The sequence below is a fragment of the Nitrogeniibacter mangrovi genome (assembly GCF_010983895.1).
In the GTDB taxonomy this organism is placed as follows: Bacteria; Pseudomonadota; Gammaproteobacteria; order Burkholderiales; family Rhodocyclaceae; genus Nitrogeniibacter; species Nitrogeniibacter mangrovi.
Window position 1 is genome coordinate 895502 of the sequence record NZ_CP048836.1, and the last position, 21125, is coordinate 916626.

Here is a 21125-nt window from a genome sequence, read left to right on the forward strand (position 1 = left end):
TCTGTCCTTGTGGCGCTGTCCGTGCGCCGGCCGCATGGCCGACCGGGGAGACCTAAAAAAACGCCCGAAGCACTGTCGTGCCCGGGCGTTGAATCCACACCTGTTCGGTTTGTGGAGGAGACGATTCCATCCTAGCGCATGAATTTGTGCAATGCAACAACTTTTTTGTCATTGCGTGATGAAATGCACTCGACCCCCTCCGTTGCTTCGCTATTTGAGCGCCGCTTCGCCGAACATGATCTTGCCCTCGACGAGGGTGTAACGTACCTGGCCGGGCAGGTTCAATCCCAGGAACGGCGTGTTTTTCCCTTGGCTGCGCAACTGTTCGCGCGTCACCGTCGTTTCGCCCTCCGGATCGAAAATGCACACGTCCGCCCGCGCGCCGAGGCCGAGATGGCCCGAGCGGGAGCCGATGATTCGCGCCGGACTGATCGTGATGCGGCGCAGCGTATCGACCATGGACAGGCCCCGCGCCTGGCCCCATTTGAGGGTCAGTGGCAGCAGCAGTTCCAGGCCGGTGGCGCCCGGTTCCGCTTCCGAGAACGGGATCTGCTTGGCGTCGTCGTCCACCGGGGTGTGATTCGAGCACAGGGCGTCGATGTCGCCGTCGGCCAGCCCGGCCTGCAGGGCGTCGCGGTCGCGCTGGCTGCGCAGGGGCGGGATCAGCCGGCAGTTGGCGTTGAAGTAGCCGATGTCCATGTCGCACAGGTGCAGCTGATTGATGGACACGTCGCAGGTGATGTCGACGCCGTCATGGCGTGCGCGCCGGATCATGGCCAGGCCCTCGGCCGTCGACAGGCGCGTGATGTGGAGCCGGGCGCCGGTCATGCGCGCCAGCTCGATGTAGGTGTACAGGGCGATGGTTTCCGAGGCCGTGGGGATGCCCGGCAGGCCCAGGCGCGAGGCGACCTCGCCGTCGTGAGCCACGCCTTCGCGCCCCAGGTGCGGGGCGATCGGCTGCAGCCAGACGCGGAAATCGAAGGTGGCGGCATACTGCAGCGCGCAGAACAGCACCTGGGTGTCGGTGATCGGGCGGTTGGCCTGGCTGAAGGCGACGCAGCCGGCGTCCACCAGTTCGGCCATCTCCGAGAGGCGCTGGCCGTCGAGCTGCTCGGTGAGCGCGCCGACCGGGTAGATGTGTGCCTTGTTGAGGCGCTTGGCGCGATAACGGAGCATCTCGACCAGGCCCGGCTCGTCCAGCGGCGGGTCGGTGTCCGGGGGGATGGCGAGGCTGGTGACGCCGCCCGCCATGGCCGCTTCCATTTCCGTGTCGAGCGTGGCCAGGTACTCGTAACCGGGCTCGCGCAGGCGCGCGGCCAGATCCACCAGCCCCGGGCTGACGATGAGGCCGCGGGCGTCGATGACGGTGTCGGCGGCGAAGCCGTCGGGTGCCTGGCCGATGCCGGCGACCTTGCCGTCGGCGATGAACAGGTCGTGCGCGTGGTCGATGTCGTGTGCCGGATCGACGAGCCGGCCGTTGGCGATCTTGATTTTCATTCCTGCGTCCCTCAGCTGCGGCCCAGCATGCTCATCACCGCCATGCGCACGGCGATGCCGAAGGTCACCTGGGGCAGGATGACCGCCTGGGCGCCGTCGGCCACCTCCGAGTCGATCTCGACCCCGCGGTTCATGGGGCCGGGGTGCATCACGATGGCGTCGGCTTTGGCCAGCGCCAGTTTCTCGGCGGTGAGCCCCCAGACCTTGAAGAACTCCTGTGCGCTGGGCAGCAGGGGTCCGTTCATGCGTTCGTTCTGGAGGCGCAGCATCATCACCACGTCCACATCCTTGAGCCCGGCGCGCATGTCATGGAAGACCCGGCAGCCCATCTTGTCGAGCCCGGTGGGCAGCAGCGTCTTGGGGCCGATGACGCGCACTTCGGGCACGCCCAGGGTGGTGAGCGCGGCGATCTGCGAGCGGGCGACGCGCGAGTGCAGGACGTCGCCGACCACGGCGACGACGAGATTGCTGAAGTCGTGCTTGAAGTGGCGGATGGTGTACATGTCCAGCAGCCCCTGGGTGGGGTGCGCATGGCGGCCGTCGCCGGCGTTGATCACGTGGATGTCGTTGCGCCCCGTGTTGCGCAGGTGATCGGCCATCAGGTAGGGCGCGCCGCTGGAGGCGTGGCGCACCACGAACATGTCGGCCTGCATGGCGCACAGGTTGTCCACCGTGTCGAGCAGGGTCTCGCCCTTGTTGGTCGAGGAGGTGGAGATGTTCAGGTTGATGACGTCGGCCGACAGGCGCTTGGCGGCGATCTCGAAGGTGGTGCGGGTGCGTGTCGAATTCTCGAAGAACAGGTTGAAGATGCTCTTGCCGCGCAGGATCGGCAGCTTCTTCACCTCGCGCTCGGCCACTTCGGTGAAGGGCGCGGCGGTGTCGAGGATCGCGGTGAGGATCTCGCGTGGGAGCCCGTCGAGCGACAGCAGATGCTGCAGTTCGCCATTGGCGTTCAGTTGTGGGTTAAACATCGATCAGTCTCAGCGACAGGGAGCCATCGTCGGCCTGCTCCAGTTGAAGACGCGTGCCGGGGCCGATCGGTTCCGGCAAGGTGAGCGCACAGTAGCGCGGTGCGATCGGCAACTCGCGCTCGCCGCGATCGACCAGCACCGCCAGGTCGACCCGCGCCGGGCGGCCATAGTCGAACAGTTCGTTGAGGGCGGCGCGGGTGGTGCGCCCGGTGAACAGCACGTCGTCGACGAGAATCACCGGTGCGCCTTCCATGTCGAAGGGGATCGCGGAGCGGCGCAGCTGCGGCTGCAAGGCCCGCTCGCCGTAGTCGTCACGGTAGAAGGCCACGTCGATGGTGCCCAGGGGCTGGCGGATGCCGAGGGCCTCGTGCAGGCGTTCGGCGAGCCAGGCGCCGCCGGTGTGGATGCCGACCAGCGCGGTGTCCGGGGTGATGTCGGGCCGCATCTGCGCCACGAGCGCTTCGAGCAGGGCTTCTGCGTCGGGGAGGGAGGTCATGGTCCTTGGTCCAGGTAGTGCTGGAGGATGATCCCGGCGGCAGCCGCGTCGAGCGCTGCCTTCCGGTCCTGCCAGCGGCGTTGGCCGGCGTCGGCCAGCAGGCGTTCGGCTTCGGCCGAACTGAAGCGCTCGTCCACCAGGGCGACCGGCAGGCCGTAGCGACCGTCGAGCTGGTTGGCGAAGCGTTGGCAGCGGGCGGTGCGCTCCTGCGCTTCGCCGTCGAGGCCGAGGGGCAGGCCGACCACGAGCTGGACCGGCCGCCATTCGTCGATCAGGGCGGCGATGGCGTCGAAGCGCGCGCGGTTGCTCTGCACATGCAGAGTGGTGAGCGGATTGGCCCGGGCGGTCTCGAACTCGCCCACGGCGACGCCGATGCGCGCGAGGCCGAAATCGAACCCCATGACGGTGCCGCGCGACGGACGGGCGGCGGACGGTTCAGGCATGCCCGGCGTCCTCGGACAGGTGGGCGAAGTCGATGCCCATGCTCTGCATGGCGGCGGCGAGGCGTTCTTCGGGGGGCAGGTCGAAGATGATGGTCGGGTCGGCCGGGGTGGTGAGCCAGGCGTTGTCGGCCAGCTCCTGCTCGAGCTGCCCCGCGTCCCAGCCGGCGTAGCCGAGGGTCACGAGGATGTCCTGCTCGACGAGGCCGCCGGCCACCGCCTCGAGGATGTCGCGCGAGCTGGTCATGCCGATCTCGTCATTGACGCTCAGGGTGGCGCTCCAATCGCCGGCGGGGCGATGGAGCACGAAACCGCGATCGGTCTGGACCGGGCCACCGAAGAACACCGGTTGACGCGCGATGGCTTCGTTGGTCAGGGGGATATCGATGCGTTCGAACAGGCTGGCCAGATCCATGTCGATCGGCCGGTTGACGATGACGCCGAGTGCGCCCCGGTCGCTGTGCTCGGCCACATAGGTGAGCGTGCGCGCGAAATTGGGGTCGTCCATCTGCGGCATGGCGATCAGGAAATGGTGCGTCAGATTCATGTCGGGGCTCATTTTAATGGGCCGGGACGATGCACGAAAGCATTCCCGTGCCGCCAGCGGGTGCAGCGGCCCGTGCGTGCGTGCGCAACGGATGAAGGCATGCCGGCCCTGAGGCAGAATTTACACCTTCGGGCGCATTTGTGATGCCCGGCAACAGGAGGACACGGCGTGGCCAAACGCTATTCATCGGGTCTGGTGTGGTTCCGGCGCGATCTGCGCGCCTTCGATCAGGCGGCCCTGCATCAGGCCCTGGCCCAGTGCGCGCGGGTGCACTGCGCATTCGTCTTCGATACCGACATCCTCGATGCGCTGCCCAGTCGGTCCGATCGGCGGGTCGGCTTCATCCACGCCAGCGTGGTCGCGCTCGATGCGTCGCTGCGGGCGCTTGCCGATCGCCAGCGACCGGTGCTGCATGTGCGTCATGGGCGGGCGCCGGAGACGATCGTGGCGCTGGCGGCCGAGCTCGGTGTCGACGCGGTCTTCGCCAACCGGGACTACGAGCCGGCGGCCATGGCCCGGGATGCCGCGGTGGCCGGCGCGCTGGAGTCCCGGGGCATTGCGTTTCACGATTTCAAGGATCAGGTGATCTTCGAGCGCGACGAGATCCTCACCGGCAGCGGCACCCCCTACGCCGTGTTCACGCCCTACAAGCGTGCCTGGAGGCAGGCGCTCGAGCCGGGGCATACGGCCCCCTTCGACGTACATGCCGAGGATGCTCAGCTGCCGGCCGACGCCCCGGCGCTGCCGACGCTGGCCGAGATCGGGTTCGATGCGGGCAACCTGGGCGAATTGAAGCTGGCCCCGGGCGTGCAGGGTGGCGAGGCCATGTTCGCCGACTTTCGCGAGCGGATCGAGGCCTACAAGGTGCGGCGCGATTACCCGGCGCTCAAGGGCGTGTCCTACCTGTCGGTGCATCTGCGCTTCGGCACGGTGTCGATCCGCCAGCTGGTGAACTTCGCCCTCAGCGTGGGCGGGCAGGGGGCCGAGACCTGGCTGAGCGAGCTGATCTGGCGTGAGTTCTACCAGATGGTGCTGTGGCATCGGCCCGACGTGGTGGAGCGCTGCTTCAAGCCGGAATTCGATGCCCTTCAGTGGGATGACAACGACGCCGGTTTCGCGGCCTGGTGCGCGGGGCGCACCGGCTATCCGCTGGTGGACGCGGGCATGCGCCAGCTCAACCAGAGCGGCTACATGCACAACCGTCTGCGGATGGTGGTGGCGTCTTTCCTGACCAAGGATCTCGGGGTGGACTGGCGCCGGGGCGAGCGCTACTTCGCCGCGCAGCTCAACGACTACGATCTGGCCGCCAACAACGGCGGCTGGCAGTGGGCGGCGTCCACCGGCTGCGACGGCCAGCCCTGGTTCCGCATCTTCAATCCGGTGACCCAGTCGGAGCGCTTCGATCCGCAGGGGCGCTTCATCCGCCGCTACGTGCCCGAGCTGGCCCGCGTGCCGGACAAGCACATCCATGCGCCGTGGAAGCTGACCCCCGTCGAGCAGGCGGGGCTGGGGGTGCGTATCGGGACCGACTATCCGGCGCCGATCGTCGATCATGCGCTCGCGCGCGAGCGCACCCTGGCCCGGTTCCGGGCGGTTCGCGGGCAGTGAGGGGGCGGGCGGGGCCGGTCGTCGCCGGCCCCGCCACGGCCGTCAGTGGGTCGTGGCGCCGGCGTACTGTCCGATCAGCGCGAGCAGTTCGTCTTCCTGGTAGGGCTTGCCCAGGTAGTGGTTGACGCCGATCTGCTCGGCGTACTGGCGGTGCTTGTCGGCCAGGCGCGAGGTGATCATGATGATCGGCACATGCTTGAGGCGCTCGTCGTTGCGGATGTTGCGCGCCAGATCGAAGCCGTCCATGCGCGGCATCTCGATGTCCGAGAGGATCACGTCGGGCATCTCGTCGAGCAGGTGCTCGAGCGCGTCGACGCCATCCTTGGCGGTCACCACGGTGTAGCCCTCGCGTTCGAGCAGGCGGCTGGTGATCTTGCGCACCGTGAGCGAATCGTCCACCACCATCACCGTCGGCACATGGGCCGATTCGGTCTGGGGGGTGACGCTCTCGGCGCCGCTCATGCCGGCGTCGATGGCCACGCCAGCGAGCGCGACCGGGTTGAGGATGAGCACGATCTCGCCGTCGCCGAGCACGGTGGCGCCGGTGTAGCCCACCAGGCGGGCCAGCTGCGGCCCGGCCTTCTTGACCACGATTTCCTGGTTGCCGCGCAGGGCGTCCACATGCACCGCCAGGGTCTGGCTGCCCGACTTGAGCAGCAGCACCCAGTTGAAGCGGTGGATCTCCGGCTGGGTCTCGTGGTCGCCGAGCAGGCGCGGCAGGTAGGTGTAGGCGTAGTCGTCGTTGAGCCAGTGGGTGGTGCCCGTGGTGCGGATCGTTTCGAGGGCGTCGGGCTTGAGCTCGAGGACCTGGGCCACCATGTTCGACGGAATCGCGTAGGTGCGGCCCGCCGCGCGCACCAGCAGGGTCTGGGTGACCGCAAGGGTCAGCGGCAGGTAGAGGCGGAAGCTGGAACCGGCACCAGCCGTCGAGGTGACCTCGATGCGGCCGCCGACCGCGGCGGTCTCGGCCTTGACCACGTCCATGCCGACCCCGCGGCCGGAGACGGCCGACAGCTCGCCGGCGGTGGAGAAGCCGGGCATGAAGATCATGTTGGTCAGGCGGCGCTCGTCGGCCTGCTCGCCGTCGGCCAGCAGGCCGGCCTCGCGGGCCCGTGCCTCGATGCGCGCGTAGTCCAGGCCGGCGCCGTCGTCACTCATCTCGACCACCACCTCGTTGCCTTCGTGGCGCACGGTGAGGGTGATCTGGCCGATGTCCGGCTTGCGCGAGGCGTGCCGTTCCTCGGGGGATTCGATGCCGTGGGCGACGGCGTTGCGCAGCAGGTGTTCGAGCGGGCCGGTGATGCGTTCGAGCACCGAGCGGTCCAGCTCGATACGCCCGCCGCGCAGGTCCAGGTTGGCCCGCTTGCCCAGTTCCTTGGCGCTTTGCCGCACCACCCGGTAGAGGCGGTCGGCGAGGCTGTCGAAGGGCGTCATGCGCACCGACATGAGCGCCTGCTGAAGGGTTCGGGACTGGCGCCCCTGGGCGATCAGCGCCGCGTCCGCCTGGTCGAGGTTGCGCAGCAGGGTGTGCTGCACGGTGGTCACGTCGTTGACGCTCTCGGCCATCATCCGCGTCAGTTCCTGCAGACGCGTGTAGCGGTCCATTTCGAGCGGATCGAAGTTCGCATGCTGCGATTCGGCCTGGGCGATGCGCGACTGCATCTGGATGTCGGCCTGGATCTCGACCTCGCGCAGCTGGTTGCGCAGGCGGATCACGTTTTCGGTCAGATCCAGCAGGGCGCGACGCTGGGTGCGCAGTTCGCCTTCGATCCGGGTGCGGGCGATGCCGATCTCGCCGGCTTCGTTCACGAAGCGGTCCACCAGATCGGCGCGCACCCGCAGGGTGCCGCCGCCGGTGCTCGCCGCTTCTTCGGTCTCGATGGCGACCGCGGCCGGCGCCGCGGCGTCGTCGGTGGTTTCAGTCGGCGCCTCCTCGTCGGGTGGCGTGGTGTCGCCACGGGCGAGGCGGTCGATGTACTGGCTGGTCAGGTCCAGCCCCTGTTCGAGCTCGTCGAGCAGCGTCGGGGTGGTGTCGGACGCCGCCTCGAGGCGGCCTTCGAGCGCGTGCAGATGTTCGCCCAGCGTCATCGCACCGGTCATGCGCGCGCTGCCCTTGATGGTATGGAGCAGACGGGCGACGTTGCCGCGGTGGGCCGGATTGGCCATGTCGCCGCGCCAGTCGCGCAGGGCGGCGTTCAGTTGCGCCATGAGATCCTGGCCTTCCTCGACGAAGATCGGCAGCAGTTGCTCGTCGATGTCGTCCTGGACGTCTAGGGTCTCGGGCTCGGCGGCTTCCTCGGTGGGTGTCACGATGTCCGTGGAGGCCGGCTCGGTCGGCATCGGCGTAGCGTCGAAGTCGGCCGCCGGGGCCGCATCGATCGGTGCGACGGCGTCTGCCGTCGCCTCGTTCTCGTCATCGGCCGGTGCCGGTTCCGGTGCGATCGGGGTGCGCTGCAGGCTGTCGAGCTGGGCCTCCAGGACCGGTGCCGCCAGCGGGAAGGTGGTGTCGCCCACTTCCCGCAGCATGGCATCCAGGGTGGTGACCGTGGTCTTGATCAGGGCAGCCTGTTCGGCGCTGGGGGCGGTCGCGGTCTCCTGCAGCCGGGCGAGGGCATGCTCCAGGGCGCGCGCGAGTGTCTGCACCGGATCGAGGCCGGCGGTGCCCGAGATGCCGGCCAGGGTGTGGGCGGCACGGACGGCCGTTTCCTCGGGCACGCGGGTCGGGTTGATTTCGAGCTGTGAGGCCTCTTCGCGCAGCACCGTCAGGTGGTCGCGGGATTCGTTGCAGTAGAGGTCGAAGAGCGGGCGAGACAGCGTGAGCGTGCCAAGCTCAACGGTGTCGCTCTCCTCGGCCGCGATCTCGGTCTCGACGGCCTCCGGGGCCGTGTCGGCAGCCTCGGCCATGGCATCGGGTTCGGGCTCGGCAGCCTCGCCTGCGACTGCGGCGTCGGGCGTGGCCGCCGTGTCCAGCGCAGTGGGTTCGGTGAGCACGTCGGCGCCGAGTTCAGGCAGTTCGATGGGCTCCGGAACTTCGTCCTCGTCGGCCGGGGGGGCTTCGTCCTCGAGTTCGGGGAAATCGAGGCTGACGGCGTCGAGTTCATCGGGTGTCTCGAGCGCTTCGAGCGGTTCGATCAGGGTCCGTTCAAGCGCGCTGTCGGCCGGCGTATCGTCGAGTTCCGGCAGATCGACGGACAGATCGAAGGCCAGGTCCGTGGCCTCGAGATCGGTGACGTTCATCGCCGCGGCGTCCGGCTCAAGTGCAGCTTCGCCGACCGGGTGCTCCTCGGCCTCGACAGACGCGTCGGCCGAATCCGTCTCGACCTCTTCGGCTTCATCCACCGGTAGCACGGATTCAGGCGCCGGCGTTTCGATCGGCGCCGGGCCGAGATCGTCGGGTGAGGTGGCGGTGAGCAGGCGCTTGGCCTGGGTGCTGACCGGGGCACTGTCGTCGCGCCCGGTGGCGCCGCCGCCCGCCAGCTGTTCCACCCAGGCGGCGAACAGGGTGTGGGCGTCGCCGATGAGGTCGAGGAGGGTCGCATTGGGCGACCACTCGAGCTGCAGCCAGCGATTGAGGGTCTGCTCCAGGTCCCAGGCGACCTCGCCCAAGGCGTTGAGGCCGACCATGCGGCCCGACCCCTTGAGCGTGTGGAAGCCGCGGCGCACGGTGGTCAGGGCGTCCTGGTCGGCCGGGTTGGCGCGCACGGCGCCGAGGTTGCGCTCGATGTCGGTGAGAACCTCTCGCGCCTCCTCGATGAAGATGTCGAGCAGCTCGGCGTCGATTTCCTCTTCGCTCGCCTCGAGCAGCTGGGCGGCCTCGGCCGAGGTTTCGGGCACCGGGACCGGTTGTTCGGGCAGATCTTCTTCATGCTCGATGCGCGCCTCGCGGTCCCGCGGCGGCGCGGTGGGCAGGGCGGCGGCTTCGGGCGGCAGGCTGACGGCCGTCTCCGGCAGCGTTTCGGCCTGCGTCGCGGGCAGCTCGACGTCTACGTACTCCGGCTCGGGGGCGTCGTGCTCGCCGGTCAGCTGCGATTTGTCCGGACGACCGCGGGCAAGACTGTCGATGTAGAAGCCGAGCGATGACAGCAGGTCGGCGAGCGGCTCGAACAGGGCGGTGTCGATGGGCTGTTCGGGATCGGCCAGGCGGTCGATGATGGCTTCGGAGTCCGACAGGGTGTCATAGGCGTCCTGCTCCTCGAGCAGCGTCAGGATCCCTTCGATCTGCTGGATCGGCGCCTTCACGGCCTTGAGCGGTTCGCGGTTGTCGGGCGCGCGGAAGAAGCCGTCCAGGGTCTGTTCGACCTGGGCGAGGCTGGCCTGCATCTCCTTGCACAACTGGGCGACCGCGCTGCGCTCCTGGGCCTGGCGGGCGGACGCACTGGCGTCCTGATTCGAGACCGCTTCGCCACGCGAGCACGCTTCGATGCGCGCGATGCAGTCTTCCACCTGGGTGGAGAAGGACGCGTCGGGGACACGGCCGCTGTCGAGGGCGTGATCGGCCAGCAGCAGCGCCGAGGCGACTTCCATCGAAATGGCGTCGTTAACACGCATGGGGTCCTTGCGCAGCCACTGGGCGAAGGCCGACAGGGTGGTCATCAGGCGCACGACGGCGGGCCGGCCGAGCTTCCGGCTGGCCGAGGCGAGCCGGACCATGCGCTCTTCGAAGCTGGGCAGCGCGGCGGCGGTGCCCTCGGCGAACTGGTCCCAGGCGTCCTTGGCGTGATTGAGCTGCTCGCGCAGATCCGCCAGCATCGGTGCCAGCGGCAGTTCGCTGATCGCGGAGTTGGGTGGCGGCAGCTGTGCCGGCAGCCGGTAGAGGCTGTGCAGGGCCTTGATCAGGGGGGCGGTGGCGGGCGCCTTGGCGACGATGTACATGGTGTCGCGGTGCAGGCGCTCGGGAAAATGCGTGGTGCCCGAGACCAGGCGGCGGATCTGGGCGTCGATGCGCGCGCAGATCCGACGGATGTGCGGAGTCACCGGGACATGGCCCTCGGCGAGGACTTCGCAGAAGGCGGCGGCGCTGAGCCAGAATCCGCGTGCGGCCTGCTGGCGCTGGCGCGATTCGATGCCGGCGACCGACTCGCGCATTTGCCGGGCGCCGGCCGGGTCGTCGGGCTTGCGGATCCAGTTGAGCAGACCTTGCTGGAACTGTACCCGCAGCCAGCGCAGCAGACGTTGTTCGTCGTCATTGCCCAGCGCGGGCGGTTCGGCACGGCGCGGGATACGCACGTCGGCGGGCGGGAAGAACAGGTCGCCCTCGGTCGGGGCATCGACGCCGCGCGCAACGGCGATGCGGGCATGCAGCGCGGCCAGGCGCAGGGGTTGGTCGGGGGCGCCGTGGGAGAGCTCGTCGAGGTAGTTGCCGGTGGCGGCGATGGCGCGCCGGCACAGGTCGACCACATCGTCGTTCAGTTCGCGCTCGCCGCGCGCCAGATCGCCGAGCAGCTTGTCGAGGCCGTCGGTGAACTGGGTCAGTCCGTCCAGGCCGATGATCGACAGGGCGCCGCGCGCCTGGTGCAGGTGCGACTGGGCGAACTGCAGGTGCGAGGAGCGCTCCTCGTCGCTGGCGGCGGCCTTGTCGATGGCCGACAGGGCCTGCGCCAGCGCTTGATCGATTTCACTCTTGACCCAGGTCAGCGGACCCAGATCCTGCTCGGTGGCTTGAGTCATGAATACTGCCTCGTGGCGCGGTGGGGACGGATCAGACCTTGAAGCCCGAAACCGATCCCTTCAGTTCGACGGCGAGTTCGGCCAGTTCGCCGATCGACACGGCGGTCTGCTTGGTGCCTCGCGTGGTCTGCTCGGTAATGGCCTGGATGCCGCGCATGGACTCGGCCACGCGGCTGGCGTTGGCCGCCTGTTTCTGGGTGTCGTTGGAGATCTGTTCGATGAGCTCGGCGGCTTCGGCCGACACGGTGCCGATCTCGACCAGAGCCTGACCGGCGGAGTCGGACAGCGCGGCCCCGGCGACCACGTCATGGGTGGCGTTCTCCATGGCGGACACCGCGTCCTGGGTATCGGTCTGAATGGTCTTCACGATGGCCGAGATCTGCTTGGTGGCCTCGGCGGAACGTTCCGCGAGGCGCTGCACCTCTTCGGCAACCACCGTGAAGCCGCGGCCCGCCTCGCCGGCCGAGGCGGCCTGGATGGCGGCGTTCAGGGCGAGCACGTTGGTCTGTTCGGTAATGTCCGAGATCAGTTCCACGATCTCGCCGATTTCCTGGGACGATTCACCGAGACGCTTGATCCGCTTGGAGGTCTCCTGGATCTTCTCGCGGATCTCGTTCATGCCCTTGATGGTGTTCTCCACCGCCTCGGTCCCCTTGTTGGCGGAATCGAGCGAGCGGCGCGCCACCTGGGCGGATTGCAGGGCGCGCTGGGACGCTTCGGTCATGGAGCGGGCCATGGCCTGGACGGTCTGGCCGACCTCCTCGAGTTCCTCGGACTGGCGCTGGGTGGCTTCGAGCAGTTCGTTGGAGGTGAGCTTGGCGGCCTCGGTGGCGCTGGTCACGCGGCCGGCGGCGTCGTTGATGCGTCGCACCAGCACCGCCAGTTCTTCGACCGTGTAGTTCACCGAGTCGGCAATGGCGCCGGTGATGTCCTCGGTCACGGTGGCGCGGATGGTCAGGTCACCGTCGGCCAGGTCGCCCATCTCGTTCATCAGCCGCAGGATGGCCTGCTGGGTCTGGTTCCGTTCGTCTTCCGCGTTGCGGCGCTGGGAGTCGGCGTCCTGGCTGCGTGCGGCCATGTCGTTCCGGTACACGAACACCATGCGCAGAATGCTCAGCAGGATCAGCACGGCGACGACGGCGATGCCGATCTGCAGCAGGCCGAAGCCGCCGAAGTAGCCGGCGTATTCCTCGGTGAGCTGGTGGGCCTGTTCGGACAGCGGCGGAGCGTTGTCGATGATGCGGCGCCCGGCCTGCTTGGCCTGCACCAGATACTGGATGTTGCTGAGGATGCCGGAGACCGCGCCGAGACTCTCGTTGGCCACGGTGTCCAGCTCGGCCAGCTTGGCACGGGTGACGCTGTCGGGCGTCATGTCCTTGAGCTGGCCGAGAATCTCGCGGAAGCTGTTGGTGTCCTTGCCGAGCAGGAAGGCCACCTCCGGGTCGATGGCGTCGGCCACCAGCAGGGCGTTGGCGTTCTTGGCGATCCGCTGGGTCAGCATCACCAGGCGGTTGGCGGTGGCGATCTCACGCGCGCTGGCGCCCGACTGGAGCTTGAGGGCGGCGACCTGCTCGGTGACGTCGAGCAGCTGCGGGTTCTTGTCGTTGATCACGTTCACCGAGCGGCTCAGCGTGGTCAGGTTCTTCTCCTGGTCCAGCACCAGCTGGGTGTCCTTGTCGGACTTGGCCCAGATGCCGGCCAGGGTGCTGAGGCGATCGGCGAAGGCGGCCGGGCTCGGCGGCACCGCACTGCTATCGACGCGCTCGTTGATGAGGCCGCCGTTGGTGACCGCATTGAGCATCTTGTCGAATTCGTCGCGGCCTTCACGCAATTCGGCGAAGGCACGCGGATCGCCCTGAAGCGCGAGCTGTCCCGATTTGGCGGTCTGTTCCGACAGCATCCGCATCTCGCCGGCCGCGTACAGGTAGGAGGTGGAGTTCGCCGCCCGCTGGGCCTGCAGGAAGATCAGCGCCACCAGGGCGATGAACAGCAGGCCGAGCACGAGGCCGAGCTTGCGCAACTGGTCGGTCAGCGACTTGCCACCGGGCAGGCCGGCCCGGGCTGGGCGCGCGGCCTTTTTCTCGGGCGCTGCGTCTTGCGCGTCCATGATGGTTGCATCAGGGGCGATGGTCGCCGTCGGGGTCTGTGCTGTGCTCATTGCGTCGCTCCGTCAGGTAGGGCGAGTACGGTTTCGGAAAAGGGTCGGGCGGAGGTTCAAGCGGCGCTTGCCTCCAGGAATGCCGGATGACCGAGCAGCCGCGGCGCATCGATGTGCTGCCAGGGCCGGCCGTGGGTGTCCCGCAGGGTGCGGCTGACCCACGCGTGCTCGGGGGGCGTGTCGGCGTCGAGGTCGAAGTCGTCAGGACTGCGCAGACCGGTCGTGGCACTGACCAGCAGACCGCAGTTGGCGCCATGGCGCTGCCCGATCAGCACCAGTCGGGCGGCGCCGCCCGGACTGATCAGGGGGCCGCCGCAGAAGGCGGACAGGTCGACGATCCCGAACAGGGTGCCGCGCACGTTGGCGAGGCCGCGAAACCAGTGGCGGGTCAGGGGCACGGTGGCCAGCGCGGGTACCGGCAGGATCTCGCCCGCGTCGGACAGGTCGAGCAGCCAGTGCGCGCTGCCCGCGGCCAGGCCGAGCAGGTCGCGACGGGGGGCGGACTGGGCATCGGCCAGGCGCCGGACCAGGCCTTCCTGAAACTCTCTGAGGCTGACGCGTTTGGCCATCGGCTCAGTCCATCGCGCGGATGCGCTCGAGCAGTTCGGCGTGATCGAGCGGTTTGACCAGATAGTCGAAAGCGCCCTGGCGCATGCCCCAGATCTTGTCGGTTTCCTGCCCCTTGGTGGTGCAGATGATCACCGGAATACTGCGGGTGGCCGCATCGCGGGAAATGGTCCGCGTGGCCTGGTAGCCGTTCATGCCCGGCATCACCACGTCCATGAGGATCAGGTCCGGCAGTTCCGATTTGCTCTTTTCGATGCCTTCCTCACCGGTTTCGGCGGTGATGACCTGGTAGCCGTTCTTCTGCAGCACCTCGCTCAGCGCGTAGCGTTCGGTGGGGGAGTCGTCGACGACGAGAATCTTTTGAATCGGCATGTTGAATACTCACTCGTGGGACTGCGGTGTGGAGGCGTGGGCGGCGACGGCCTTGAGCAGGCTGTCCTTGGTGAACGGCTTGGTCAGGTACTCGTCGGAGCCGACCATGCGGCCGCGTGCCCGGTCGAACAGCCCGTCCTTGGACGAGAGCATGATCACCGGGGTGGCGGAGAGACGGACGTTCTTCTTGATCAGGGCGCAGGTCTGGTAGCCGTCCAGGCGCGGCATCATGATGTCGACGAAGATCACGTCGGGCCGGTGGTCGGTGATTTTCGCCAGCGCGTCGAACCCGTCCTCGGCGAGCAAGACCTGGCAGCCTGCCTGGGCGAGAAAGATTTCTGCGCTGCGTCGGATGGTGTTGCTGTCGTCAATCACCATCACCTTGAGTCCGGTCAGATCCACGATATCTCTTCCTGCGTGTGTGTTTTCGGCGCGCGCGGCGAACCGCGGGACGCGACGTCGCCTATTCCTAACGGACAATCATCTCGCATCTTGAGCGTGATCAGATCTCGACCATCTCGAAATCGTCCTTGCGCGCGTCACACTCGGGGCAGGACCAGTTCGGCGGGAGGTCTTCCCAGCGGGTACCGGGGGCGATACCTTCTTCCGGGAGTCCGGCGGCTTCGTCGTAGATGAAACCGCAGATCAGGCACATGTAGGTTTTGTAGTCGCTTTCGGCCATTGCGTCGCGTTTGCCTGTGGCGTTGGATGTGGATGATAAAATCCGCAAAATCTTACCGTATTTCCCGAAGCGCGGAGCGTCATGACCCGCCCGCGCGGCCAGAAAGGAAACGATGCTTCAACTGCCCGCCGTTCTCTCCATTTGCGCTGCGGATCCCACCAGCGCCACCGGTGTGGCCGCCGATGCGGCCACCCTTGCCAGCATGGGTGTCTATCCCCTGTGTGTGGTGAGCGAAGTATGCCTGCGCGATACCGCCCAAGTCGAGGCGCGAATGCCATTGGAGTGCGAACTGGTCGTCGACCAGGCGCGCGTGGTCCTCGAGGACGTCCCGGTCGGCGCGATCAAGATCACGCTGCCCGGGTCGGCGGTCATGGTCTCCGCCCTGGCCGAACTGGTGGCCGATTACGACGAGGTCCCGCTGGTGCTCGAACTGCCGCCGTTGTCGCGCACCGAGGACGAGCCTGACGACGCGCACCTGGCCGCGGCGCTGGAGCTGCTCTTGCCCTATGCCACCACCCTCGTGGTCGACGCCAGCGCCGCCCGTCGGCTGGTCGCGGCGGGCATGGAAGAAGAGGAGCCCGAGCTGGAGGACGAGGATCTGGCGGCCCTGTTGTGCGGCATCGGCACCGGCAGCGTGCTCGTGCTCGGTGGCGCTCGCCCCGGCCCTCAGGTGGTGCATGTGCTGTATGGCGAAGACGGCGTACTGCAGCGGGACGTGTTCGAGCGTACCGATCACCCGGCGCTGGGTTTCGGGGCGTCGGCGTCGGCTGCCCTGGCCGCCGGTCTGGCCCGCGGGCAGGACACCCCGGAGGCGACGCGCGAGGCCCTCCAGTACGCCCACCGCGCGGACGCCGCCGGCCTGCGCATGGGCATGGGCGTCGCGGTGCCCGATCGCCTGTTCTGGGCGCGCAACCGGGAGTCGGCCGCATGAGCGCGTGGACCGAGCGCCTGGCCGACGGGCTGTACCTGATCACCCCCGAGCAGGCCGATACGGAGGCCCTGGTGGCGCGCGTCGAGGCGCTGCTGCCGGCGCGCCCGGCGGTGCTTCAGTATCGCAACAAGACCCTCGACGCCGCCGGGCGCAGGACACAGGCCGAGGCCCTGCTGCGCCGGTGTCGTGGCGCCGGGGTGCCGTTCATCGTCAATGACGACCTCGAACTGGCGCTGGCGATCGATGCCGACGGCGTGCACGTGGGGCGGGACGATGGCGACGTGGCCGCGCTGCGCGCCCGGCTCGGCGCGCAGCGCCTGCTGGGGGTTTCGTGCTACAACGAATGGTCGCGCGCGGAAGCGGCGGTGGCGGCCGGTGCGGATTGCGTTGCCTTCGGGGCGATGTTCCCGTCGACCACCAAGCCCGGCGCCGTACCTGCGGCGCCCGAGTTGCTGACCCGGGCGCGCGCGCTGGGCGTCGGCGTCGTGGCCATCGGCGGCATCACTCTGGAGAACGCGCCGGCTCTGGTCGCCGCCGGGGCCCATCAGCTGGCGGTGATTTCGGATGTCTTCGAAGCGCCGGATCCGTGCGCACGGGCGCGCGCGTATGCGGCGCTGTTCGCGTCTGGCGACGCGTGTTCCACCCAATAACGACGGAATATCCAAGCATGAGTCGAAACGAAACCCTCTTCAACCGGGCGCAACAGGTCATTCCGGGTGGCGTCAATTCTCCGGTACGCGCCTTCGGGTCGGTGGGCGGATTCCCCCGTTTCATCACCCGCGCCGAGGGGGCGCGCATGTGGGACGCCGACGGCGCGGCCTACATCGACTACGTCGGCTCCTGGGGGCCGGCGATCGCGGGTCACGCGCATCCGGCCATCGTCGAGGCGGTACGCGAGGCGGCGCTCAAGGGGCTGTCCTTCGGCGCGCCGACCGAGGCCGAGATAGACATGGCCGAGCAGCTGTGCGCGCAGTTGCCGGGCATGGACATGGTCCGCCTGGTCAGCTCCGGCACCGAGGCGACCATGAGCGCCATCCGCCTGGCGCGCGGGTTCACCGGCCGCGACACCATCGTCAAGTTCGAGGGCTGCTATCACGGTCACGCCGACTGCCTGCTGGTCAAGGCCGGCTCCGGTGCGCTGACCTTCGGCAATCCGTCCTCGGGCGGGGTGCCGGCCGACTTCGCCAAGCACACCCTGGTGCTGGACTACAACGATCCGGAACAGCTGGCCGCCACCTTCGCGGCCAAGGGCGACGAGATCGCCGCCGTCATCGTCGAGCCCTTCGCCGGCAACATGAACCTGGTGCGTCCGAGCGAGCGCTTCCTGCAACTGTTGCGTGAGCTGTGCACCGCCCATGGCACGGTGCTGATCTTCGACGAGGTGATGACCGGCTTTCGCGTCGGGCCGCAGGGGGTTCAGGGCCTGGTGGGCATCACGCCGGACCTGACGACGCTGGGCAAGGTGGTCGGGGGCGGCATGCCGGTGGGGGCCTTTGGCGGCCGTCGCGACATCATGGAAAAGATCGCGCCCCTGGGCCCGGTGTATCAGGCCGGCACCCTGTCCGGCAGTCCGGTGGCGGTCGCGGCGGGCTTGGCCTCGCTCAAGCTGGTGCGCGAGGCCGGCTTCTACGAGCAGCTCGCAGAGCGCACCCGGCAGCTCACCGACGGGCTGACCGCGGTGGCGCGCCAGCACGGCATCGCCTTCTGCGCCCAGTCCGTGGGCGGGATGTTCGGCCTCTATTTCGCCGAACGGCCGCCGCAGGGTTTCGCCGACGTGATGGCCTCGGACCGGGAGCGCTTCAACCGCTTCTTCCACGCCATGCTCGAGGCCGGGCACTACTTCGCGCCCTCGGCCTTCGAGGCCGGTTTCGTCTCCATCGCCCATACCCGCGAGGATATCGAGGCCACCATCGGCGCGGCCGAACGCGTGTTCGCGGACATGGCCGGCTGAGCGGCTGCGAAAAGATGCCACGCCTGCTGCGACGGCGCGAAAATTTTCACCGGCTGCGAGCCGGACGGCTTGAAAATAGAACGACCGTACTATAAAGTGACACTCATGACCAAAGGTGCCCGTACCCGCCAGACCATTCTCGATGCCGCGGTGGCCATGGCCTCCGAGGGGGGGTTCGAATCCCTGTCCATCGGTGCCCTGGCGGGCCGCGTCGGCATGTCCAAGAGTGGCCTGTTCGCGCATTTCGGTTCGCGCGAGGAATTGCAGATCGCCGCGATCGAGGCGGCGGCCGCGCGCTTCGCCGATCTGGTGTTCGCACCTGCGCTCAAGGCGCCGCGGGGCGTGCCGCGGATCGAGGCCCTGTTCCAGCACTGGCTGACCTGGGTGGAGCGGGGCGGCTGGGGCGGGGGGTGTCCGTTGCAGGCCGCGGCGCTGGAATTCGATGACCGCCCCGGCCCGGTCCGGGATGCGGTGATCGCCCACTTCCTGCGCCTCGAGAAGGAATTGGGCCGGGCGGTGCAGCTGGCCATCGGCGAAGGCCATTTCCGCGCCGAGCTGGACGTGGAGCAATTCGTATTCGACCTGTTCGCCGTGGTCAGCGCCGCCTATTACCGTGGGCGCCTGCTCGACGATGACAGCACCCGGCAGCGGGCGCAGCGCGCCTTCGCCAATCTGATCGAGCGTCACCGCACGGCGCCGACCATGCATTGAGAGGCTGTGGACACGTGCCGCACCTGCGGCGAGCGCGCCTGAGCGCCTCCGCCCCTGGCCGGAAGCGCGCGGGCGTACTCTCGCGACGGCACCGACTCTTTCACAGCCTCTGACTCGTGGTGGCCGGCGTGCCGCCGGCCATCGATGGACCCCGCTCCCCGACACAGAGACCACCACACATGAAACCATCGACAGAAAAGCGCACGAACGGTCGTGTTCAATTGCTCACGCCGGCCCAGCGCCGCTGGGTGCGGCTGACCTCCTCGCTGCTGCCCGGCTGGAGCGCCGAGCGCGCCGAGCGCCTGCTGCTGCGTCCGCCACGGATGCGCGGGCGCGCCGGCGAGGTGCTCGACGCCTGGGGCCGGCGGGTCGATCTGCAAGTCGACGGGCACACCGTGGCCACCTGGCGTTTCGGCGAGGCGGCGCAACCGCAGGTGGTGCTGGTGCATGGCTGGGGGGGCTATGGCGGGCAGTTCGCGCGCTGGATCGAGCCGCTGCGTGCGCGCGGCTTCGGCGTGGTGCTGTTCGATATGCCGGGTCACGGCGAGAGCGGTGGACGGGCAGGGCGGGTGGACGAATTCACCCGGGCGATCGATGCGGTGATCGACGCCTGTTCCGGTGTGACGGCCGTGGTGGCGCATTCCATGGGGGGCGCGGCCAGCGTGCAGCTGCTGCGCACCCGGCGCGATCTGGCCGGTCTCGTGGTGATCGCGGCGCCGGCCTCGCTGGCGCATCACGTACGTGACCTGTCGGCGCGCGTGGGGTTGGGCCCCGCGGCGCATCGCAGCCTCGTCGGCCGCCTGGAGTCGGCGCATCGGCCGGTGGCGGAACTGGATGACCTGTCGTCGCTGCCCACGCAGACGACCCGGGCGCTGTTCATCCACGACCGGGACGATGCCGAAGTCGATTTCGCCCACCTGGCCCGTTTCGGCGCCCAGTGGCCGGGCAGCGAGACCCTGGCCACCGAAGGGTGGGGGCACTACCGGGTGCTGGGGGCGCCCGAGGTGATCGCGCGCGCGGTGGACTTCATCGGTGCGACAGCCGGGCTGGCGCGACGCTGAGCACGCCGCTCACATCAGGAACAGGGTCGCCAGGCCGAGGAAGATGAAGAAACCGCCCGAGTCGGTGCACGCGGTGATCATCACGCTCGAACCGAGGGCCGGGTCGCGGCCGAAGCGCTGCATGGCCATGGGGATGACCACCCCCATGCTCGAGGCGAGCAGCAGGTTGAGGGTGGTAGCGGCGGTCATCACCGCGCCGAGCTGGGCATTGCCGTAGAGCCACCAGGCGAGCACGCCGAGCAGGCCACCCCAGACGAGGCCGTTGATCAGGGCGACGCCCACCTCCTTCTTCAGCAGGCGTTTGCCGCTGTTGCTGTCCACCTGGCCCATGGCCATGGCGCGCACGATCATGGTGATGGTCTGGTTGCCGGAGTTGCCGCCGATGCCGGCGACGATGGGCATGAGCGCGGCGAGGGCGACGAGTTTCTCGATGGAGCCCTCGAACAGGCCGATCACCCGTGAGGCGACGAAGGCGGTAACCAGGTTGATGGCCAGCCAGGTCCACCGGTTGCGCACCGAGTCGAGCACCGGCGCGAAGATGTCTTCTTCCTCGCGCAGGCCGGCCTGATTGAGTAGCTCCGCCTCGGATTCCTCGCGGATGAAATCCACCACCGTGTCGACGGTCACCCGGCCCATGAGCTGGTTGTTCGCGGTCACCACCGGCGCCGACACCAGGTCGTAGCGCTCGAAGGCGTTGGCCGCGTCCTCGGCCTTGTCGTCGGGGCGCAGCGTGACCGGGTCGGTGAGCATGATCTCGCTGACCAGTCGTTCCGGATCGCTCACCAGCATCTTGCCCAGCGGCAGCACGCCGACCAGGGCCTCGTCGCGATTGGCGACGAACAGCTGGTCGGTGTGGTCGGGCAGCTCGGCGAAGCGGCGCAGATAGCGCAGCACCACCTCGAGCCGGATGTCCGGCCGGATGGTGACCATGTCGAAGTCCATGAGGGCGCCGACCGCGTCCTCGTCGTAGGACATGGCGGCGCGCAGCTGGGCGCGTTCTTCCAGGTCGAGGGCCTGGTAGACGTCCTCCATGACCTCGTCGGGCAGGTCGGGGGCCAGGTCGGCCAGCTCGTCCGCGTCGAGGGTTCCGGCGGCGGCCTTGAGCTCGTCCCGGTCCATGGTCTCGAGCAGCGTCTCGCGCACCGCATCGGAGACCTCGAGCAGGATCTCACCGTCGCGTTCGGCCTTGACCAGATCCCAGACGAACGTGCGCTCCTCGATCGGCAGGCTTTCGAGGATGAAGGCGATGTCCGCCGCGTGCATCTCGTCGAGCCGGGTCGTCAGCTCCTGGATGTGCTGCTTGTGGACCAGGCCCTCGACCAGATCGTGGCGTGGCATGTCCTGGCGGTGGACGAGCGTCTCCACCAGCTTGTGCCGGTGCAGCAGTTCCTGGACCTCGCGCAGGTGGTCCTGGAGGTTGTCGCGGGGTTTGATTTCGGGTTCGGACATGAACGGGATCGACGGCG

General features: G+C 68.4%; 18 protein-coding genes. 6 read left to right on the forward strand and 12 right to left on the reverse strand.

All coding sequences use genetic code 11. From position 1 onward, the window contains the following. Positions 1-210: 210 nt before the first annotated feature. From G3580_RS04110 to G3580_RS04130, 5 genes are read right to left on the reverse strand one after another with little or no spacing between them, the layout of a single operon-like run. Complete coding sequence (locus G3580_RS04110) at positions 211-1497, reverse strand: dihydroorotase (RefSeq protein WP_173764061.1); 1287 nt, start codon at positions 1495-1497, stop codon at positions 211-213. Between the two features lie 11 nt (positions 1498-1508). Next, positions 1509-2468, reverse strand: coding sequence for an aspartate carbamoyltransferase catalytic subunit (locus G3580_RS04115; protein WP_173764062.1), 960 nt, complete (start codon positions 2466-2468; stop codon positions 1509-1511). Beyond that, complete coding sequence (gene pyrR / locus G3580_RS04120; protein ID WP_173764063.1) at positions 2461-2964, reverse strand: bifunctional pyr operon transcriptional regulator/uracil phosphoribosyltransferase PyrR; 504 nt, start codon at positions 2962-2964, stop codon at positions 2461-2463. Before pyrR ends, G3580_RS04115 begins: the two co-directional genes overlap by 8 nt. Continuing rightward, positions 2961-3407, reverse strand: a complete 447-nt coding sequence (ruvX, locus tag G3580_RS04125) for a Holliday junction resolvase RuvX (protein WP_173764064.1) — start codon at positions 3405-3407, stop codon at positions 2961-2963. Before ruvX ends, pyrR begins: the two co-directional genes overlap by 4 nt. Then, positions 3400-3951, reverse strand: coding sequence for a YqgE/AlgH family protein (locus G3580_RS04130; protein WP_228720764.1), 552 nt, complete (start codon positions 3949-3951; stop codon positions 3400-3402). Before G3580_RS04130 ends, ruvX begins: the two co-directional genes overlap by 8 nt. 168 nt (positions 3952-4119) lie before the next feature. Here G3580_RS04130 and G3580_RS04135 point away from each other — a divergent pair, with 168 nt between their 5' ends. Then, a complete protein-coding gene (locus tag G3580_RS04135; RefSeq protein WP_173764066.1) occupies positions 4120-5559 on the forward strand; it encodes a cryptochrome/photolyase family protein in 1440 nt (479 codons plus the stop codon). A gap of 42 nt (positions 5560-5601) precedes the next feature. On the opposite strand, the gene G3580_RS04140 is transcribed toward G3580_RS04135, so the two are convergent. The 6 genes from G3580_RS04140 to G3580_RS04165 all read right to left on the reverse strand — a co-directional run bounded on the left by G3580_RS04140 (position 5602) and on the right by G3580_RS04165 (position 14978). Then, on the reverse strand, positions 5602-11226 hold the full coding sequence (locus G3580_RS04140) for a hybrid sensor histidine kinase/response regulator (protein WP_173764067.1): 5625 nt from the start codon (positions 11224-11226) through the stop codon (positions 5602-5604). A 31-nt stretch (positions 11227-11257) separates the two neighbouring features. Continuing rightward, positions 11258-13384 (reverse strand): methyl-accepting chemotaxis protein, encoded by a 2127-nt coding sequence (locus G3580_RS04145; protein ID WP_173764068.1) that lies wholly within the window; start codon positions 13382-13384, stop codon positions 11258-11260. A gap of 56 nt (positions 13385-13440) precedes the next feature. Then, on the reverse strand, positions 13441-13953 hold the full coding sequence (locus G3580_RS04150; RefSeq protein ID WP_173764069.1) for a chemotaxis protein CheW: 513 nt from the start codon (positions 13951-13953) through the stop codon (positions 13441-13443). A 4-nt stretch (positions 13954-13957) separates the two neighbouring features. Then, the gene (locus G3580_RS04155) at positions 13958-14323 is read right to left on the reverse strand and encodes a response regulator transcription factor (protein ID WP_323847993.1); all 366 of its coding nucleotides are present in this window, start codon (positions 14321-14323) and stop codon (positions 13958-13960) included. Positions 14324-14332: 9 nt separating this feature from the next. After that, positions 14333-14725 (reverse strand): twitching motility response regulator PilG, encoded by a 393-nt coding sequence (gene pilG, locus G3580_RS04160; protein ID WP_323847994.1) that lies wholly within the window; start codon positions 14723-14725, stop codon positions 14333-14335. A gap of 100 nt (positions 14726-14825) precedes the next feature. Continuing rightward, entirely contained in the window at positions 14826-14978 is a 153-nt protein-coding gene (locus G3580_RS04165) for a rubredoxin (RefSeq protein ID WP_173768584.1), read from the reverse strand. A gap of 139 nt (positions 14979-15117) precedes the next feature. Here G3580_RS04165 and G3580_RS04170 point away from each other — a divergent pair, with 139 nt between their 5' ends. The 5 genes from G3580_RS04170 to G3580_RS04190 all read left to right on the forward strand — a co-directional run bounded on the left by G3580_RS04170 (position 15118) and on the right by G3580_RS04190 (position 19659). After that, positions 15118-15936, forward strand: a complete 819-nt coding sequence (locus G3580_RS04170) for a bifunctional hydroxymethylpyrimidine kinase/phosphomethylpyrimidine kinase (RefSeq protein WP_173764070.1) — start codon at positions 15118-15120, stop codon at positions 15934-15936. After that, positions 15933-16586, forward strand: coding sequence for a thiamine phosphate synthase (gene thiE, locus G3580_RS04175; RefSeq protein WP_173764071.1), 654 nt, complete (start codon positions 15933-15935; stop codon positions 16584-16586). The genes G3580_RS04170 and thiE overlap by 4 nt, the downstream gene beginning before the upstream one ends. A 17-nt stretch (positions 16587-16603) precedes the next feature. Further along, positions 16604-17887, forward strand: coding sequence for a glutamate-1-semialdehyde 2,1-aminomutase (gene hemL, locus G3580_RS04180; RefSeq protein WP_173764072.1), 1284 nt, complete (start codon positions 16604-16606; stop codon positions 17885-17887). 105 nt (positions 17888-17992) lie between these two features. Next, positions 17993-18598 (forward strand): TetR/AcrR family transcriptional regulator, encoded by a 606-nt coding sequence (locus tag G3580_RS04185; protein ID WP_173764073.1) that lies wholly within the window; start codon positions 17993-17995, stop codon positions 18596-18598. A 179-nt stretch (positions 18599-18777) separates the two neighbouring features. Next, positions 18778-19659, forward strand: a complete 882-nt coding sequence (locus G3580_RS04190; protein WP_173764074.1) for an alpha/beta fold hydrolase — start codon at positions 18778-18780, stop codon at positions 19657-19659. Positions 19660-19668: 9 nt separating this feature from the next. Here G3580_RS04190 and mgtE read toward each other — a convergent pair whose 3' ends face one another. Further along, entirely contained in the window at positions 19669-21108 is a 1440-nt protein-coding gene (gene mgtE, locus G3580_RS04195) for a magnesium transporter (RefSeq protein WP_173764075.1), read from the reverse strand. Between the last annotated feature and the right edge of the window lie 17 nt (positions 21109-21125).

Coding starts and splice junctions, on each gene's coding strand:
- G3580_RS04110 (WP_173764061.1), bottom strand. CDS start 1,497: ATGAAAATCAAGATCGCCAACGGCCGGCTCGTCGATCCGGCACACGAC.
- G3580_RS04115 (WP_173764062.1), bottom strand. CDS start 2,468: ATGTTTAACCCACAACTGAACGCCAATGGCGAACTGCAGCATCTGCTG.
- pyrR (WP_173764063.1), bottom strand. CDS start 2,964: ATGACCTCCCTCCCCGACGCAGAAGCCCTGCTCGAAGCGCTCGTGGCG.
- ruvX (WP_173764064.1), bottom strand. CDS start 3,407: ATGCCTGAACCGTCCGCCGCCCGTCCGTCGCGCGGCACCGTCATGGGG.
- G3580_RS04130 (WP_228720764.1), bottom strand. CDS start 3,951: ATGAATCTGACGCACCATTTCCTGATCGCCATGCCGCAGATGGACGAC.
- G3580_RS04140 (WP_173764067.1), bottom strand. CDS start 11,226: ATGACTCAAGCCACCGAGCAGGATCTGGGTCCGCTGACCTGGGTCAAG.
- G3580_RS04145 (WP_173764068.1), bottom strand. CDS start 13,384: ATGAGCACAGCACAGACCCCGACGGCGACCATCGCCCCTGATGCAACC.
- G3580_RS04150 (WP_173764069.1), bottom strand. CDS start 13,953: ATGGCCAAACGCGTCAGCCTCAGAGAGTTTCAGGAAGGCCTGGTCCGG.
- G3580_RS04155 (WP_323847993.1), bottom strand. CDS start 14,323: ATGCCGATTCAAAAGATTCTCGTCGTCGACGACTCCCCCACCGAACGC.
- G3580_RS04165 (WP_173768584.1), bottom strand. CDS start 14,978: ATGTGCCTGATCTGCGGTTTCATCTACGACGAAGCCGCCGGACTCCCG.
- G3580_RS04170 (WP_173764070.1), top strand. CDS start 15,118: ATGCTTCAACTGCCCGCCGTTCTCTCCATTTGCGCTGCGGATCCCACC.
- thiE (WP_173764071.1), top strand. CDS start 15,933: ATGAGCGCGTGGACCGAGCGCCTGGCCGACGGGCTGTACCTGATCACC.
- hemL (WP_173764072.1), top strand. CDS start 16,604: ATGAGTCGAAACGAAACCCTCTTCAACCGGGCGCAACAGGTCATTCCG.
- G3580_RS04185 (WP_173764073.1), top strand. CDS start 17,993: ATGACCAAAGGTGCCCGTACCCGCCAGACCATTCTCGATGCCGCGGTG.
- G3580_RS04190 (WP_173764074.1), top strand. CDS start 18,778: ATGAAACCATCGACAGAAAAGCGCACGAACGGTCGTGTTCAATTGCTC.
- mgtE (WP_173764075.1), bottom strand. CDS start 21,108: ATGTCCGAACCCGAAATCAAACCCCGCGACAACCTCCAGGACCACCTG.